This window comes from Pseudomonas multiresinivorans (genome assembly GCF_012971725.1).
Lineage (GTDB): Bacteria > Pseudomonadota > Gammaproteobacteria > Pseudomonadales > Pseudomonadaceae > Pseudomonas > Pseudomonas multiresinivorans.
Map to the genome: position 1 here is coordinate 6,211,130 of NZ_CP048833.1, position 14,903 is coordinate 6,226,032.

Annotated in this window: 14 protein-coding genes; 13 read left to right on the top strand and 1 reads right to left on the bottom strand. The window is 66.8% G+C overall.

Annotated elements, in window-relative coordinates:
• Positions 1-152: 152 nt before the first annotated feature.
• Positions 153-1,205: an AraC-like transcriptional regulator QhpR gene (gene qhpR / locus G4G71_RS28310; protein WP_169942017.1), complete on the bottom strand. Its 1,053-nt coding sequence runs from the start codon at positions 1,203-1,205 to the stop codon at positions 153-155.
• Positions 1,206-1,565: 360 nt separating this feature from the next.
• On the opposite strand from qhpR, the gene eat reads away from it, so the two are divergent.
• From eat to G4G71_RS28375, 13 genes are all read left to right on the top strand, one after another.
• Complete coding sequence (gene eat / locus G4G71_RS28315) at positions 1,566-2,930, top strand: ethanolamine permease (protein WP_169942019.1); 1,365 nt, start codon at positions 1,566-1,568, stop codon at positions 2,928-2,930.
• Between the two features lie 11 nt (positions 2,931-2,941).
• Positions 2,942-4,336, top strand: coding sequence for an ethanolamine ammonia-lyase subunit EutB (locus G4G71_RS28320; protein WP_169942021.1), 1,395 nt, complete (start codon positions 2,942-2,944; stop codon positions 4,334-4,336).
• Between the two features lie 25 nt (positions 4,337-4,361).
• A complete protein-coding gene (gene eutC, locus G4G71_RS28325; RefSeq protein ID WP_169942023.1) occupies positions 4,362-5,168 on the top strand; it encodes an ethanolamine ammonia-lyase subunit EutC in 807 nt (268 codons plus the stop codon).
• Positions 5,169-5,344: 176 nt separating this feature from the next.
• The gene (locus G4G71_RS28330) at positions 5,345-5,869 is read left to right on the top strand and encodes a GspH/FimT family pseudopilin (protein ID WP_169942025.1); all 525 of its coding nucleotides are present in this window, start codon (positions 5,345-5,347) and stop codon (positions 5,867-5,869) included.
• Positions 5,866-6,459 (top strand): type IV pilus modification protein PilV, encoded by a 594-nt coding sequence (gene pilV / locus G4G71_RS28335; RefSeq protein WP_169942027.1) that lies wholly within the window; start codon positions 5,866-5,868, stop codon positions 6,457-6,459. Before G4G71_RS28330 ends, pilV begins: the two co-directional genes overlap by 4 nt.
• Positions 6,456-7,199, top strand: coding sequence for a PilW family protein (locus tag G4G71_RS28340; protein ID WP_169942029.1), 744 nt, complete (start codon positions 6,456-6,458; stop codon positions 7,197-7,199). The genes pilV and G4G71_RS28340 overlap by 4 nt, the downstream gene beginning before the upstream one ends.
• A complete protein-coding gene (locus G4G71_RS28345; protein ID WP_054908341.1) occupies positions 7,196-7,741 on the top strand; it encodes a hypothetical protein in 546 nt (181 codons plus the stop codon). Before G4G71_RS28340 ends, G4G71_RS28345 begins: the two co-directional genes overlap by 4 nt.
• The gene (locus G4G71_RS28350; protein ID WP_169942031.1) at positions 7,728-11,150 is read left to right on the top strand and encodes a pilus assembly protein; all 3,423 of its coding nucleotides are present in this window, start codon (positions 7,728-7,730) and stop codon (positions 11,148-11,150) included. Before G4G71_RS28345 ends, G4G71_RS28350 begins: the two co-directional genes overlap by 14 nt.
• Positions 11,150-11,593 (top strand): type IV pilin protein, encoded by a 444-nt coding sequence (locus G4G71_RS28355; RefSeq protein WP_169942033.1) that lies wholly within the window; start codon positions 11,150-11,152, stop codon positions 11,591-11,593. The genes G4G71_RS28350 and G4G71_RS28355 overlap by 1 nt, the downstream gene beginning before the upstream one ends.
• A gap of 122 nt (positions 11,594-11,715) precedes the next feature.
• Positions 11,716-12,180, top strand: a complete 465-nt coding sequence (locus tag G4G71_RS28360; RefSeq protein WP_169942035.1) for a GNAT family N-acetyltransferase — start codon at positions 11,716-11,718, stop codon at positions 12,178-12,180.
• Between the two features lie 88 nt (positions 12,181-12,268).
• Entirely contained in the window at positions 12,269-13,153 is an 885-nt protein-coding gene (locus tag G4G71_RS28365) for a substrate-binding periplasmic protein (protein WP_169942037.1), read from the top strand.
• A gap of 194 nt (positions 13,154-13,347) precedes the next feature.
• Positions 13,348-14,007, top strand: a complete 660-nt coding sequence (locus G4G71_RS28370; protein ID WP_024764672.1) for a DedA family protein — start codon at positions 13,348-13,350, stop codon at positions 14,005-14,007.
• Positions 14,008-14,014: 7 nt separating this feature from the next.
• Positions 14,015-14,833, top strand: a complete 819-nt coding sequence (locus G4G71_RS28375) for a M90 family metallopeptidase (RefSeq protein ID WP_169942039.1) — start codon at positions 14,015-14,017, stop codon at positions 14,831-14,833.
• The last annotated feature ends 70 nt before the right edge of the window (positions 14,834-14,903 follow it).

Sequence of the window (14,903 nt, forward strand, 5' to 3'; positions counted from 1 at the left end):
ATCGCGGACAAAGTCCGCTCCTACGCAAGGTTCAAGCGCGAAGCGAAGCCTGTAGGAGCGAGCTTGCTCGCGAACCCGCCCGCCACCTGAGCCGCCAGACAATCCGTTCGCGAGCAAGAGCTAGGCGCCTCCCCTCGCTCCCACAGGGGATTTCAGCTTGCGTCGCTGCGCCACTGCCGCGGGCTCACGCCGAACCAGCGGCGGAAGGCGCGGGAGAAGGCGCTGGTCTCGGAGTAGCCGAGCAACGGCGCCAGCTCTGAAATCGGCCGTTGCGGCTGACGCAGGTAGTGCAGCGCCAGCTCGCGGCGGGTGTTTTCCACCAGTTGACTGAAGCTCAGCCCGGCCTCGCGCAGGCGGCGCTGCAAGCCCGCGGTGGTGAGTTCCAGCTGTTCGGCGATCAGTTCCAGAGAAGGCTCACCATCGGCCAGCGCCAGGCGAATCTGCGTACCGGCGTCTTCCACCAGATTGGGCGCGCCGCCCTGCTCGCCCAGGCGGCGGATCACGTCCTGCACCAGGAACAGCAGGTTGGCGTCGCGCTCGGGCATCTGCTGGCCATAGAGGTCACGCTTGGGAATCAGCATCGAGTTGCAGCCACGCTGGAACAGCACCGGCGCGTCGAACACCCGGCCATGTTCCTGCCAGCCCTCCGGCCGCGCGTGCTCGAAGCTCACCGCACGCGGCGCCCATTCGGGGCCGAGCGCATGGCGCATCAGGTTCAGCGCCATGCCCAAGGTCAGTTCGGCATCTTGGCGGCGGTCGAGGATTGCGCCGTGGCGGACCTGGTAGTCGAAGCGATAGCACTCGCCGCAATCCACCAGGCGGATCAGCGTGTCGTGCTGGTGATAGGGGAAGGCGGCGGCGAAGTTCTTCAGCGCGTCTTCCAGTGTCTCGGAACACAGCCCGACATAGCCCAGCAGGCCCAGCTCACGCGGGCGGAACTGCTCGCCGTAGCGCAGCCCGAAGTTGTCACAGCCCGACTGTCGCGCGGCTTCTTCCAGCACCTGGCAGTAATTGGTCAGCGCCAGGCTCAGGGTGGGATGCAGCAGGCGTTCCGGGTCGATGCCGGCGCGGCCGAAGACGCGATCGATGTCGCCTCCCTGGTCGCCGATGAAGCGGCCCAGGCCGCTGGCGGCAGCGGACAGCACGCCGATATTGCTGGCCAGGGGCAGGCTAAGGCCGGACGGAGAAAACAGAGGCTGGCTCATGTCGGTTACCGATCTTGTTTTGAGACGCGCAAGGCACATGGCTCCCGGAAAGAAGGGAACGAATAAACAAAGCAATTCCCGTGCCTCGCCATGCATTACCGATCAGCCGGACACGGCGCCACGCCTGGCCTGCAGCTGCCACAGCAGAGGGCAGATGCGAGGAATTGGGCACCAGAAACGGGCGCCGGGCGCCGTGTGGGGCAATGGGTAACAGCCAGTTGACTCTGCGCGGCGAAAGCCGGTTCCAGCGGTCAAGTCTTGCGCGGCGGTGCGCCACTACCATCGAGGCTCAGGTATCCGTCCACGCCCCTGCGGCCCGCCATCTGCGGCCTACCCCTTGCGGAGAGAGGAATAACAACAATGAGCGCATCACAACTCAAACCAACGCTGGGCACACTGCACCTCTGGGGGCTCGCCGTGGGCCTGGTGATCTCCGGCGAGTACTTTGGCTGGAGCTACGGCTGGGCCGCCGCCGGCACCCTGGGCTTCCTCGTCACCACGCTGATCGTCGCGGTGATGTACACCTGTTTCATCTTCAGTTACACCGAGCTGACCACCGCCATTCCCCATGCCGGCGGCCCCTTCGCCTACAGCCTGCGCGCCTTCGGCAAGACCGGCGGGATGGTCGCCGGCATCGCCACGCTGATCGAGTTCGTCTTTGCCCCGCCGGCCATCGCCATGGCCATCGGCGCGTACCTCAACGTGCAGTTCCCCGGTCTCGATCCGAAGTGGGCGGCCACCGGCGCCTACGTGATCTTCATGACCCTGAACATCCTCGGTGTCAGCATCGCCGCCACCTTCGAGCTGGTGGTGACGGTGCTGGCGGTAGCCGAGCTGCTGGTGTTCATGGGCGTGGTCGCGCCGGGCTTCAGCTTCAGCAACTTCGTGCTCAATGGCTGGGCCGGCTCGGACGTGTTCGACTCCACCGCCATGGCCGGCATCTTCGCCGCCATTCCGTTCGCCATCTGGTTCTTCCTCGCCATCGAGGGCGCGGCCATGGCCGCCGAGGAGGCGAAGGACCCGAAACGCACCATCCCGCGCGCCTACATCGCCGGCATCCTGACCCTGGTGACACTGGCCATCGGCGTGATGATCTTCGCCGGCGGCGTGGGCGACTGGCGCGCCCTGTCGAACATCAACGACCCGCTGCCGCAGGCGATGAAGGCCGTGGTGGGCAACAACTCCACCTGGATGCACATGCTGGTGTGGATCGGCCTGTTCGGCCTGGTGGCGAGCTTCCACGGCATCATCCTCGGTTACTCGCGGCAGTTCTTCGCCCTTGCCCGTGCCGGCTTCCTGCCCCGCGGCCTGGCCAAGCTGTCGCGCTTCCAGACTCCGCACCGAGCGATTCTTGCCGGCGGCGCGGTGGGTATCGCGGCGATCTTCAGCGACAGCCTGATCAGCCTGCAGGGCATGACCCTGACCGCGGCGATGATCACCATGAGCGTGTTCGGCGCCATCGTCATGTACATCATGAGCATGTTCAGCCTGTTCAAACTGCGCCGCAGCGAACCGGACCTGGAGCGCAGCTTCCGCGCACCGGGCTACCCGGTGGTGCCGGCCATCGCGCTGGTGCTGGCGCTGGTCTGCCTGGCCGCGATGCTCTGGTTCAACAGCGTCATCGCCTCGGTGTTCCTGGTGCTGATGATCGGTGGCTGCTCCATCTGCAGCATCGTCATCAGCCTGAATCGCGGCACCGACGCGTCGTTCGCCAGCCAGGGTTGAGAGAGGTCGGCATGTCCGGATTCGCCCACAGTATCGGTGGCCAGACCTGGCGCTTCGACAGCCTGCGCGAGGTGATGGCCAAGGCCAGCCCGGCGCGCTCCGGCGACCGCCTCGCCGGGGTCGCCGCCGGCAGCGATGCCGAGCGCGTCGCTGCGCAGATGGCGCTGGCCGACATCCCGCTCAAGCACTTCCTCGACGAAGCGCTGATCCCCTACGAGAGCGACGAGGTCACCCGGCTGATCATCGATACTCATGATCGTGAAGCCTTCGCCCCGGTCAGCCACCTCACGGTGGGTGGCCTGCGCGACTGGCTGCTCGGCGATGCCGCCGACGAAGCCAGCCTGCGTGCCCTGGCGCCGGGGCTGACGCCGGAGATGGCGGCGGCGGTGTCGAAGGTCATGCGCGTGCAGGACCTGGTGCTGGTCGCGCAGAAGATCCGTGTGGTCACCCGCTTCCGCAACACCATGGGCCTGCGCGGGCGCATGTCCACGCGGCTGCAACCCAACCACCCCACGGACGACCCGGCCGGCATCGCCGCCAGCGTGCTCGACGGCCTGCTCTACGGCAACGGCGACGCCATGCTCGGCATCAACCCGGCCACCGACAGCCTGCAATCGATCTGCACGCTGCTGGAGATGCTCGACGCGATCATCCGGCGCTACGAGATTCCCACCCAGTCCTGCGTGCTCACCCACGTCACCAGTTCGATCGAGGCGATCGACCGTGGCGCGCCGCTGGACCTGGTGTTCCAGTCCATCGCCGGCACCGAAGCGGCCAACGCCAGCTTCGGCGTCAGCCTGTCGATCCTGAAGGAAGGCTACGAGGCCGGGCTGTCGCAGAAGCGCGGCACCCTGGGCGACAACCTCATGTACTTCGAGACCGGCCAGGGCAGCGCGCTGTCCGCCAACGCCCACCACGGCGTCGACCAGCAGACCTGCGAAACCCGCGCCTACGCGGTGGCACGGCACTTCAAGCCGTTCCTGGTGAACACCGTGGTCGGCTTCATCGGCCCGGAGTACCTGTACAACGGCAAGCAGATCATCCGCGCCGGGCTAGAGGATCATTTCTGCGCCAAGCTGCTCGGCGTGCCCATGGGCTGCGACATCTGCTACACCAACCACGCCGAGGCCGACCAGGACGACATGGACATGCTCCTGACCCTGCTGGGCGTGGCCGGCATCAACTTCATCATGGGCATCCCCGGCTCCGACGACGTGATGCTCAACTACCAGACCACCTCCTTCCACGACGCGCTCTACGCGCGCCAGACGCTGGGTCTGAGGCCGGCGCCGGAGTTCGAGGCGTGGCTTGCGCGCATGGAAATCCTCCGCCAGCAGGACGGCCGCGTACACATGGCCAACCAGCTTCCCGGCGCCTTCCGCCACGCGCTTGCGCAACTGTCCTGAGGGCCGCTCGCCTGAGGAGTTTTCGATGAGCGACAGCTTCACCCCCAACCCCTGGCAGGAGCTGCGCCGGCTGACCTCCGCGCGCATCGCCCTGGGCCGTGCCGGCACCAGCCTGCCGACCGGCGCGCAGCTGGACTTCCAGTTCGCCCACGCCCAGGCGCGCGACGCCGTGCACCTGCCCTTCGACCGCGATGGCCTCGCCGCGCAACTGGCAGAACGCGGCCGCGAGACGTTGCTGCTGCACAGCGCCGCCGCCGACCGCGACACCTATCTGCAACGCCCCGACCTCGGCCGCCGGCTGAACGAAGATTCGGTAGATATCCTGCGCCGCCATGCCGACCGCCATCCGCAAGGCTACGACCTCGCTGTGGTGATCGCCGACGGGCTCTCCTCGCTGGCCGTGCAGCGCCACAGCCTGCCCTTCCTCGAACGCATGGAAGAACAGGCGCGCAACGAAGGCTGGAGCCTGTCGCCGATCGCACTGGTGCAACAGGGCCGCGTCGCCGTCGCCGATGAAGTGGCCGAGTTGCTGCGGGCGAAGATGGTGGTGATCCTGATCGGCGAGCGCCCCGGCCTGTCATCACCGGACAGCCTCGGCCTGTACTTCACCTGGGCGCCGAAGGTCGGCCTGAACGACGCCTACCGCAACTGCATCTCCAACGTCCGCCTGGAGGGTTTGAGCTACGGTCTGGCCACACACCGCCTGCTCTACCTGATGCGCGAGGCGTGCCGACGCCGGCTCTCGGGGGTAAACCTGAAGGACGAAGCGGAAGTTCCGGTTCTGGAAGGCGAAGAGACGCCGTCACGCGGCAACTTCCTCATCAGCGGCTGAGTACGCTGGTACGCTCTGAGACGCGCGACCACATGCCGCGCACTCGGGCGACGTCTTTAAGATTTGTCTTAAATCGCCCCTCCCGTTCGTCGCGATAAAAACCAAGCCATCACACACCGTGCCTCGGGCACGCAGGGAAGCGCCGACCCGCCGCGCTTCATATCGATGGCGAACAGATGGATTCAGCGAACACTCACCGGCTCATCATTCCGGCCACCGTCAGGCGCTCCCAGCACGGAGTCACCCTGATCGAGACCATGGTCACCATCGCGATCCTGGCGATCCTGCTGGGTATCGCAGTGCCCTCCTTCGACCTGCTGATCAACCGCAACCGCGCTCAGAGCGGCGGCAAGCAACTGATCGCCCTGCTGCAATATGCCCGCGCGCAGGCGCAGATCAGCCACCAGGAAATCAGCGTTACACCGCAAGCGAGTGGCGACTGGACTTCGATGCTGGTGGTGTCCCTGCGGCGTGGCGGCGACCTGGCTGGCAGCCAGGCCATCGAACTGCGGCGCGCCCAGCTGGACGACTCGGCCAAGGTGCAGGTCCAGACCAGCACCAGCGCCGCGCGAGTGGTCTTCGACGGCAACGGCATCGCCGAATCCGGCCTCGATTACCCGCTGGTCTTCACCCTCGTTTCCGGCAGCTACAGCAGCAAGGTCTGCCTGCAACGCAGCGGGGCGGTATGGGTATGCGAATGAGGCCGGTGCGCGGCGAACGGGGCTTCTACCTGATCGAGGTCATGGTCGCGGTGATGCTTACCAGCGTGGCGCTGCTGGGCATGCTGGCCCTGCAGGCGCGCAGCATCAGCTATGCCCACGACAGCCAGCAGCGGCAGAACGCGATCCTCCTCGCTGCCGATCTCGCCCGCAGCATGCAGGCCAATCGCGACGGGCTGGTCCGCAACGGCAAGCTCAGGGGCGATGCGGCATTCCTGGTGGCCAAGGGCAGCGCCTTCCCCAGCCTGGGCAGCGGCGAATCCTGCGTCACCAGCGGGCTCGGCGCGAGCGACAGGATCGGTCGCGAGCTGGCCTGCTGGACGGCTCAGGTACAACGCAGGCTCGTCACCGACGACGAACTGCTCAAGGATTCGACCTTCATCTGCGCCACCCGCGACGGCAAATCCTGCGCCAGCGGCTCCGAACAACCGCTGCTGCTGATCCAGCTCGCCTGGCACAGCCGCAACTGCCGCAGCGGCAGCCCGACCACTGCCGAGGACGCCGACTCTGCCTGCCTGAGCGCGGACGCTGACGGTGGCGTCGAGCGCTATCGACTGAGTTTCCAGCCATGAACGCCAGCACACAGAAAGGCCTGTCACTGATCGAGCTCATGGTGGCGCTGACACTCGGCACCCTGGTGCTGTTCACCGTGCTGCAGATCTACCTGTCAGGCAGCGACCACGCCGCCTTCAACAACGCTCAGCAACAGAACCAGAGCCGCGCGCGCTTCATCCTCGACCTGCTGCAGAACCAGGCCGGACATGCCGGCTACGTCGCCTGGCAACGCCAGGCCGTGGCGCAGGACGCCACGCAGTTCGACTTCATCCTCGATCGCGACGGCCCCTTCCCTTCGCTGACCGACAGCCGCACCGGCTGCAGCTTTGGCGCTGGCAAGGCCAGCAGTGTCGACGCCGACGGCAAGGGCCTGTGCCTGCGCTACCAGCGCTCGCAGCGCGCCGATGCGCAGTTCCTGCAGGATTGCAGCGGTGGCGCGCTATACAGCGATGCCGACAGCGGCACACCGCAGGTACTGGTGAGTCACCTGCACTTCTCAGCCGGCGAACTGCGCTGCAAGACCAACAACAGCGCTTCGGCCGGCGAGGTGGTGCTCGCCACGGGCATCCACGACCTGCGTTTCGTCGCCGCCTCGGTCAACCAGGTCCGTGTCGGCCTGGTCCTGACCTCGACCCGCCCGCTGCTGCCGGAGAACTGCACCTATCCCGACCCGCTCGGCGACCAGCAGAAAGACACCGGCACGCGCGGGCTGTGCAGTGCCTTCGCGCAGACGCTCTACCTGAGGAACCAGCCATGAACCGGCAACGCGGCCAGACCCTGCTGATCGCCCTGATCCTGCTGCTCGGCCTGAGCATCCTGACCCTGGGCAACCTGCGCAGCGGCCTGCTGCTGGACAACAGCCTCGCCGACGCCCGCGACTACCAGGCGGCGCTGGGCGGCGCCACCTCGGCCGTCAACGAGGCGCTGTACCGTAGCCGCCACAGCCCGAGCATGGCGGTGGGCACGCTCGACGACTGCATCGATACCGCGCAGGACCAGCAGCAGGTGCTGCTCTGCGACCGTCTCTGGCTGAACCCTTCCGACTCGGCCAGCAGCGCCCTCATCACAAAAGCCCGCACCTACCGCGGCAACGACCTCGCCAGCCCGGACGAGCTGGACGAGCTCAGCCGCGCGCCACGCTGGTACGTGGCCGCCCAGTGCGAAAGCCGCTCCTCCAGCGCCATGGCCGACTGCCTGGCCGGCAGCGGCACCTTGCTGCTGCAGGTGAACGCCCTCGCCACCGGCATCACCGACCAGGCCCAGGTACGCCTGCAGGAGTACGCCCGTGTGCAGCGCTGAAGCCCTCCTGCGCGGCGCACTGCTGGGTGCTGCCCTGTTCGTCGCCGCCAACGCGCTGGCGGCCACCCCGAGCCAGGCGCCGCTGTTCCTGGTCGAGGGCGTCTCGCCCAACCTGATCGTCACTCTCGACGACTCCGGCAGCATGACCAGCGCCTACACGCCCGACGGCATGAGCTCCTACACCATCGCCAACCGCTCCTCGTCGTACAACCCGATGTACTACAACCCGGCGATCACCTACGACGCGCCCTGGAAAGTCACCTTCAGCGGTGGGCGCCTCACCAGCGAGCGCTACACCACCAGTTTCGACAAGGCCTTCTACGACGGTTTCCTCACCATCCAGACCAACACGCTGGACCTGAACAGGAACACCGGCAACGGCTACAGCCAGAACGCCACCCAGGCGGTCAACAGCACCGATGCCTACCAGCGCTACGCCCACTACTACCAGTTCGACACCGCCTGCCCGCACGCGCGCAACGTGGCGACCAGCACCCTGAGTGCGGTGCAGAACTGTGCGGCCGACTCCTCCTACACCAGCGCCAACGCCTGCACGCGGACCTGCTTCACCCCCAAATGGGTGACCAGCACCGCCGAGCAGCAGAATTACGCCAACTGGTTTTCCTTCTACCGTACCCGCCAGCTCGCCACGCGCACCGCGGCGAACCTCGCCCTGTTCGATCTGCCCGAGCATATCCGGGCCACCTGGCAGGGCCTGAACAACTGCTACAGCGCCAGCTTCAACCTGAATTCCAGCGCCTGCGGCAACCAGACACTCGCGAGCTTCACCGGCCAGCACAAGGCCGACTTCTTCAACTTCTCCGCGCGCCTGGCAGCCAGTGGCGGCACGCCGCTGGGCACGGCGCAGAACCGGGTCAACAGCTACCTCTCCAGCACGACGGCGTACAACCCCTATGCCCGCGTGCCGGGCGCCACGCGCGACGTGAAGACCGAGTACGCCTGTCGCCCCACCTACCACCTGCTGATGACCGATGGCTTCGGCGACGGCTCCGGCGGCAGCAATGCCGACGGTACCGCGCGCACCCTGCCCGACGGCAAGGCCTTCGCCGGCACCGCGCCTTATTACGACAAGTGGTCCAACACCCTCGCCGACAACATTTTCCTCGGCTGGGCAACCGATGCGCGCACCGACCTGGACAACAAGGTCCCGCCGCGCTTTCGCGACGGCAACGATTACTGGAACCCGAAGAACGATCCGGCCACCTGGCAGCACGTCACCACCTATACCGTCGGCCTGGGGCTCGGCCCGTCGCTGAAGTACCTGCAATGGGGCGGCGATACCTACTCGGGCTCCTACCCGCAGTTGCTCGCCGGCAGCAAGAGCTGGCCGAACCCAAGCGGCAGCACCAGCATCGACGGCATGACAGTGACCGCCAACGAAGGCAAGGTGGCGGCGCTGTGGCACGGCGCGCTGAACTCCCGCGGCGAATTCTTCAGCGCCGACTCCACCAGCGAACTGGTGCAGGCCTTCCAGGCCATCGTCAGCAGCATCTCCACCAACCAGTTGGCGGTCGCCGCGGCAGGGGCCAGCTCGACCTCGCTGAGCACCGACACCTACCTGTACCGTGCCAGCTACCAGCCCACCGACTGGAGCGGCGACATCCTGCAATACCGTCTCGACGCCGACGGCAACGCCCAGGCCAACACCGCGCTGTCCTTCCGCAACCAGCTCGACCAGCGCTCCCCCGCCAGCCGCAGCCTCTACATCAACACGCGCCCTGATCGCCCGAGTGGAAACCTCCAGGCCTTTGCCTGGGGCAACCTCGCCACCTCCCAGCAGGACTTGCTGGACAGGGCGCCCGGCACCCAGACCCGCGACAACCTCGGCGCACGCCGCGTTGCCTGGCTGAGCGGCGAGCGCAGCGACGAAGACGCCACCTTCCGTGCACGCAACCACCTGCTCGGCGACATCATCTATTCCTCGCCGGTGGTCGTCGGTGCGCCCGCCAGTGTCACCTACTACCTGGAGAAGGCCGCCGGTGCCAGCGGCTACGACGCCTTCCGCCAGGACCACGCCGACCGCGAACGGCGCATCTACGTCGGCGCCAACGACGGCATGCTGCACGCCTTCGACGAGACCGGCCGGGAGCGCTGGGCGTTCATCCCCGCGGCAGTGGTCGACAAGCTCAACTACCTGCCGGCGAAGAACTACGCAGGACGCTCGGAAGAGGAAAACACCAACAACCTGCATCGCTTCTTCGTCGACGGCAGTGCCGTCACCCAGGACGCCTACTTCGACGGTGCCTGGCACAGCGTGCTGGTCATGGCCCCCGGACGGGGCGGGCGCGGCCTGTTCGCACTGGACATCACCGATCCGGACACTCCCAGGCTGCTCTGGGAACACAGCGCCAGCGCCGCCAGCCGCGACGGCAAGACCATCGACTTCGGCTACCTGCTGGAGCGCCCGGTCATCACCCACTCCGGCGGCGAGCCCTACGTGCTCACCGGCAATGGCTACGACGCGGGCAAGGGCTATTCGCTGTCGATCCGCCTGGCCGACGGCCGGATCGATGCCGCCAGCCACGCCACCGGCGGCGACGGTGAAGTCGCCAGCACGGTCGCCTGGACCCAGGCCGCCAGCCCCGGGGAACTCGCCCAGCGCTATTACGGCAGCCTTCAGGGCAACCTGTATCGCCAAGGCGGCATCGACACCAAGGCAAGCCTGCTGGCCAGCCTCGTCAGCGCACGGGGCCAGGCTGTGAGCGCGGCACCGGAAGTCACCCAGCATCCGCGCGGCGGGCAGTTGGTCCTGGCCGGCACGGGCAAGTATTTCGAAGGCAGCGACAAGGAAGGCCCGGCCACCGCGCAATCGCTCTATGGGTTCTGGGACCAGACCGACTACCTCGCCCACGTCGACGGCGCTGGCGATCCCGCCACCCTGACCCGACTGGGCGACCTGCAGAAGCAGACGCTCACCGAGGAAACCGTCAGCCACAGCGGCGGCAGCACCCTGGTCCGGCAACTGAGCAGCGCCAGCGTGAGCTGGGACAGCAGCGGTAAACGTGGCGTCGGCATCCGTGGCTGGTACTTCGATCTGGCCGACAGCGAGATGATCCTCGACCAGCCCTTCATGCTCGGCGACGTACTCTTCGTCACCGTCAGCAAGCCCAATGCCGACCCCTGCAGCGCCGGGATCACCTACTGGTTGCTGGCAGTCGACCCGAAGACCGGCGGCGCGCTGGACTTCAATGTCTTCGACCTGGCCGGCGACGGCTCCTTCAGCGAGCGTGCCAGCGGCATCCGGATCGACGGCCCGGTGACGCGCGTCGGCGGCAACCTCTACACCCCCGACGGCAGCCGTCTGCCCGTGCAGCTCTTCGACCCGGTCAACCAGGGCCGCTTCAACTGGCAGATCCTGAATTTCAACCTGCCCACGGGGTATCCCTGATGTCCGCACGCATGCTCGCAAGCCGCGCGCGAGGCTTCACGCTGATCGAGCTGATGGTGGTGGTCTGCATCCTCGCGCTGCTGGCCGGCATCGCCATCCCCAGCTATCGCCAGTACGTGCTGCGCGCCAATCGCAGCGAGGCCCAGACACTGCTGCGCGACGCCGCCGCGCAGCAGGAGCGCTACCTGGCGCAATACAGCAAGTACACCGATGCCGCGACCCGCCTGGCCTTCGGTTACCCGCTGGTCGATGGCAAACGCCTGTCGCCGCACCAGCTTTATGAACTGCAGGCCGAGTTCATCGGCGGCAACACCCGCAGCTACCGCCTGACCGCCCTGCGCCGGGGCGCCCAGGCCGGCGACAGCGAATGCGGCGACTTCACCCTCGACCACCAGGGCCAGCGCGGCACCAGCGCCGGCAGCGTGGATAGCTGCTGGCGCTGATCAAACGCTCGCTTGGATTGCGCTTTCCACAAATTCTGGTGCAGCATCGGACCAATGGCTATTCGCTGGCATAGCCCCTGCATTGCCATACCAGCCCATCCACCTCCCGCCGAGGCCCGCTTATGCGCATCGTGCAAGCCACGCTCGACCACCTCGATCTGCTCGCTCCGTTGTTCGTCAAATACCGCGAGTTCTACGGCATGCTCCCCTACCCCGAGTCCTCGCGGAAATTCCTCGAGAAGCGCCTGCGCCGCAAGGAATCGGTGATCTACCTGGCCCTGCCGGACGACGACGACAACAAGCTGCTGGGCTTCTGCCAGCTCTACCCGAGCTACTCCTCGCTCTCGCTCAAGCGCGTGTGGATCCTCAACGACATCTACGTCGCCGAAGAGGCACGCCGCCAGTTGGTGGCCGACCACCTGCTGCAGACCGCCCGGCAGATGGCCCGCGACACCCAGGCCGTGCGCATGCGCGTATCCACCAGCGTCAACAACGAAGTGGCGCAGAAGGTCTACGAGTCCATCGGTTTCCGCGAGGACAGCGAGTTCAAGAACTACATCCTGCCGATCAGCGACGACCTCAACTGAGGCCCGCAGCGGCCCGCTGGCGGCGGCGGGCCCGGCACACTAAAGTGCCATCATCGGAATTGCCGCGGCCTCCGCATGAAGGGATCCCATGCGTATTTCCCTGCTCGTTCTGCGTACCGCCTGCCTCTGCCTGGGCCTTTCGGGCGCCATCGCCCAGGCCCAGACGTTGCGTGTCGCCACCCTGGAATGGGCGCCCTACGTCGGTAGCGACCTGCCGGGCAACGGGCTGGCCAGCCGCATCCTCAACGAAGCCCTGGCGCTCAACGGCGACAAGGCCGAACTGGTATTCCTGCCCTGGCAGCGGGCGCTCAACGAAACCCGCGAGGGCCGCTTCGACGCGCTGATGCCGGCGTACCTGTCGCCCGACCGCAGCCAGGATTTCTACACCTCGATGCCGTTGCTGGACTCCCAGCTCGGCTTCTTCCGCCGTCGCGACCGCGCCCTGCCGATCAACCCCCGCGACCTCGACACCCTGCGCCCCTACCGCATCGGCGTGGTGCGCGGCTACGTCAACCAGGAGAGCTTCGACAGCGCCGACTTCCTCAACAAGGACGTGGTCAGCAGCGACTGGCAGAACCTGGAAAAACTCCTGCGCGGGCGCATCGACCTGGCCGTGGTGGACCGCTACACCGGCTACCAGTTGCTCAGCCAGAACGCCCCGGCGCTGCGCGAGCAGCTGGAGTTCGTCGACCCGCCGCTGGAGGTCAAGCCGCTCTACGTGCTGGTGCCGAAGAAGCGCGCTGAAGGCGAAGCCCTGGCCGCCAGCCTCGACCGCGGCCTGCGCACCCTGCGCCGCAGCGGGCGCCTGCAGCAGCTGATCGCCGAGGCACGCCTGGAAACCGCGATGAACACCCGTGAGGTCGCCGCACACCCGCTGGCCGAACAATTGCCAGCCGCCGGCGAGCAGCACGGAGCGGCATTGGCACCCAGGGCGGCGCCCGCCCTGTTGAGCTGGCAGGCGAGCCTGCTCTGACGCAGCGTCCAGCGCTCCCGCGGTATTTGTCACAAGGCGTTGCCGCGCTTGCAGCGACAGGATTTTCACGCAGAAGCTGTAATATCCTCCCGCGGGTCTCCGTCGCAGGATTCGACGGAGAGCGCCCCCGGCAGTCTGGTCGCGCCTTATAATGGTCGGCCCGGCCGTTCACCTCGTTGTCAAACAGGCTTCTCATGGAATTCAACCCGATCGACCTGATTCTCCACCTCGACAGCTACCTGTCGCTGGCGGTAGCCAACTATGGCACCTGGATCTACGCCATCCTCTTCCTGGTGATCTTCTGCGAGACCGGCCTGGTGGTGACGCCCTTCCTGCCAGGCGACTCGCTGCTCTTCATCGCCGGTGCCATCTGCGCCGCCGGCGGCATGGACCCCTGGCTGCTCGGCGGCCTGCTGCTGCTCGCGGCGATCAGCGGCGACAGCACCAACTACGTGATCGGCCGAACCCTGGGCAAGCGCCTGTTCAGCAACCCGAACTCGAAGGTCTTCCGCCGCGACTACCTGGACCAGACACACGCCTTCTACGAGCGCCACGGCGGCAAGACCGTGACCCTGGCGCGCTTCCTGCCCATCGTGCGTACCTTCGCGCCCTTCGTCGCCGGCATGGCCTACATGCCCTACGCGCGCTTCCTGTTCTTCAGCGTGGCCGGCAGCATCGCCTGGGTCGGCGGCCTGGTGACCCTGGGCTACTTCTTCGGCAACGTGCCCTTCATCAAGCAGAACCTCTCGGTGATGATCATCGCCATCATCGCCTTCTCCCTGGTACCCATGCTGATCGGCTTCATCCGCCACAAGATGCGCCCATCGGCCAAGGCCCAGCCAGGCGAGCACTGATCCGCCCATGTGGTCGTTCAGCGCCTGGCGCCGCCGGCGCTTCCTCGCCCGCTATCCGCTCGACGCCCAGCTCTGGGAGCAGGTGCGTCGGCATCTGCCGATTCTCGACGGCCTGAGCGAAGACGAACTGCGCCGGCTCGGTGAGCGGGCGCTGCTGTTCCTGCGCGACAAGCGCCTCTCGCCGCTGCCCGGCATCGAACTGGACGACTACCGCCGCCTGCTGCTGGCCGCCCAGGCCGAGCTGCCGCTGCTGCACCTGCCGGACCTGAACTGGTACAGCGGCTTCCATGAGCTGGTGCTCTACCCCGACGACTTCGTCAGCCCGCAGAAGCACCGCGACCCCGCTGGCGTCATGCACGAGTTCGACGACGAGCGCGCCGGCGAAACCTCTCTGCAGGGCCCGGTGATCCTCGCCTGGCCCGGCGTGGAGAGCGGCGGGGGCTGGGACGCCTACAACCTGGTGATCCACGAACTGGCGCACAAGCTCGATATGCTCAACGGCGACGCCAACGGCCTGCCGCCACTGCACCGCGACATGCGCGTCACCGACTGGGCCGCCGCCATGCAGGCCGCCTACGACGACATGAACCGCCAGCTCGACCGCGATCCGCAGGCGCACACCGCCATCGACCCGTACGCGGCCGAGAATCCTGCCGAGTTCTTCGCCGTCACCAGCGAGTACTTCTTTACCGCTCCGGACCTCCTTCAGGCGGCCTATCCCAAAGTCTATGAACAGCTTTCGCTGTTCTACCGGCAAGATCCGCTCTCGCGCCTGCACCGGCTGCAAGCCGAGCACCCCGAATATCAGGAAACTCGGGCGCACTAGGCGATGTCTGTGGCTTGGACACGGCAATCTGCCTATAATCCGCCGCACTTTTTCGGCCCGACCACTATCT